At 37.1% G+C, this 1,838-nt stretch carries 3 protein-coding genes and 1 pseudogene; all 4 read right to left on the minus strand.

The window, feature by feature from the left end; all coding sequences use genetic code 11:
• Positions 1–314 (minus strand): annotated as a pseudogene (locus tag OH806_RS16485) (type VI secretion system Vgr family protein); the annotation flags it as partial.
• 89 nt (positions 315–403) lie between these two features.
• Complete coding sequence (tssD, locus tag OH806_RS16490) at positions 404–793, minus strand: type VI secretion system tube protein TssD (RefSeq protein WP_264744778.1); 390 nt, start codon at positions 791–793, stop codon at positions 404–406.
• A 130-nt stretch (positions 794–923) separates the two neighbouring features.
• Positions 924–1,310, minus strand: coding sequence for a type VI secretion system tube protein TssD (gene tssD / locus OH806_RS16495; protein WP_264744779.1), 387 nt, complete (start codon positions 1,308–1,310; stop codon positions 924–926).
• A 139-nt stretch (positions 1,311–1,449) separates the two neighbouring features.
• Positions 1,450–1,836, minus strand: a complete 387-nt coding sequence (tssD, locus tag OH806_RS16500) for a type VI secretion system tube protein TssD (RefSeq protein ID WP_264744780.1) — start codon at positions 1,834–1,836, stop codon at positions 1,450–1,452.
• Positions 1,837–1,838 lie beyond the last annotated feature (2 nt).

The following is a 1,838-nucleotide window of genomic DNA, read 5'->3' on the forward strand; positions in this document are numbered from 1 at the left end:
TTTACACTCCCAAAACGGTGTAGATTGATGGTAAGATTTTTACCCAAAACCGTCTTAGAATTTTCCATCACATATCCTTCAAAACTATCCAATGCATCATCCGGAACTATTATCGTAAAGCTGTCATGGTCATTAGTCAACTGGCTTAAACTTAATGAAAAATCCGACTTGTCTAGAAACGGTTTCCCGTCCAGACTAAGAGTACAATAGACCAACGGACTGGTTTTGTCTGCCAGAAAATCTTTAAATGTTTTTGACGAAAAGTATTTTTTTATGTCATCGGGATGATTCAGTCTTCCGTTAAATCCTGACATATGAGTGCTATTTTCTTCCATATGGTTTTGTGTTTTTCAGTTAATTGATGAATAAAATTAGTGACGGATACAAAGAAAGTCTCCGAAATCTACTCTTTCCAGGTTTTCTCGTGGGAAGCACCGTTCACGTCAAATCTCTTGGCGATAAGACGCATTTCTATCTGCAATGGCTCTGCATTGTGAGCATGAAAGGTTTCTGTAAAATCAATACAGTAGGCTTTTTCAAAAATAAGCTCCTGAAGTTTGCTCATCGCATCTCTTCTAAAGAAAATGATTTTTCCGTTCTTGGTCTGGTTATGGTCAAGCATCCAGCCTAATAATTCGGGATTTCCCGTACTTTCGATTCGAACATAAATTTCTCCTCCCTGAGGCATACCCTGAGGTTTTCCCGTTCCGTCAGTCGCCTGTGTAAAATTGTATCTACATTCAAGGATATTGTATGTTTTACCGTCTAATTCTAATTTGGATAAAAAAGACATATCTTGTGTTTTTTAATAATTAATAATCTATGAATTTTAAGCAATATCAGCATCGTTATTCACTTATCATCCATACTTATAGGATAAAGAAAAGGGCAACCGAAATTGCCCATTTACTTTTATAAAAACTTTATACCCATTCGTTTTCGTAAGCGCCGGAGCCTAGCTCAATTTTTCTTGCTGAAATAGTGAACGCTTCTGTCAACGGATTTTCTCCCGTAGAATCAAAATTTTCTTTATGTTTTACTAAGTAAGCTTCTGTAAATTTCAATTCCTTAAGCGTTGCATCATTGTCTCTTTTTACGAAAACCACGCTTCCGTCTTTTCTTTCAAATGAGTTGGTCATCCACTCGAAAAGGTCTGTGGCTCCTGTTCCTTCTACCACAACATCGATTTTACCGCCTCTTGTTACTGTAGAGGGTCTTCCTGTGGCGTCTGTTTCCTGGAATAAGCCGTAGCTGATGTTTAATATATTGTATTCTTTGCCGGCTACTTTTAATTTTGCTTTAAAGGACATAATCGATTAATTTTTTTAAATTATTGGGTTTATTTTTTTCACTGTTTTTCTAAAAAAGGGCCTGTAAGCCTTTCATTTTTTTATATTAAAATTCTTTATGAACGTTATTTGAAAGGCTTTTCAGACTGTCATCGATGGATTATACCCACTCGTTGACATGCTTTGCATTACCTAATTCTATTTCTTTTGCAGAAAGCACAAAGGTTTCCGTAAGTGGATTCTGGCTTGATGAATCAAAATCTTCCTTATACTTCACGATATAAGCTTCCTTGAACTTCAATTCCTTTAGGGTAGCCTCGCTGTCTCTTTTGAAAAATACAACACTCCCGTCTTTCCTCTCGAATGAGTTCGTCATCCATTCAAAAAGATCGGTCTCGCCGGTGCCTTCTACTGTTAAATGAATTTTACCCCCTCTTACGATAGAAGATGGTCTTCCTGTTGGGTCGGTCTCCTGTAGCATTCCGAAATCTACAGCAATGATGTTGCGCTCTTTCCCCGCAACTTTGAATTTTGCTTTAAAGGACATAA

The organism is Chryseobacterium oryctis (genome assembly GCF_025971925.1).
Classification (GTDB): domain Bacteria; phylum Bacteroidota; class Bacteroidia; order Flavobacteriales; family Weeksellaceae; genus Chryseobacterium; species Chryseobacterium oryctis.

What these genes read in the sequence shown, in the direction of transcription:
- tssD (WP_264744779.1), bottom strand. Translation starts at nt 1,310, where the DNA reads ATGTCCTTTAAAGCAAAATTAAAAGTAGCCGGCAAAGAATACAATATA.
- tssD (WP_264744778.1), bottom strand. Translation starts at nt 793, where the DNA reads ATGTCTTTTTTATCCAAATTAGAATTAGACGGTAAAACATACAATATC.
- tssD (WP_264744780.1), bottom strand. Translation starts at nt 1,836, where the DNA reads ATGTCCTTTAAAGCAAAATTCAAAGTTGCGGGGAAAGAGCGCAACATC.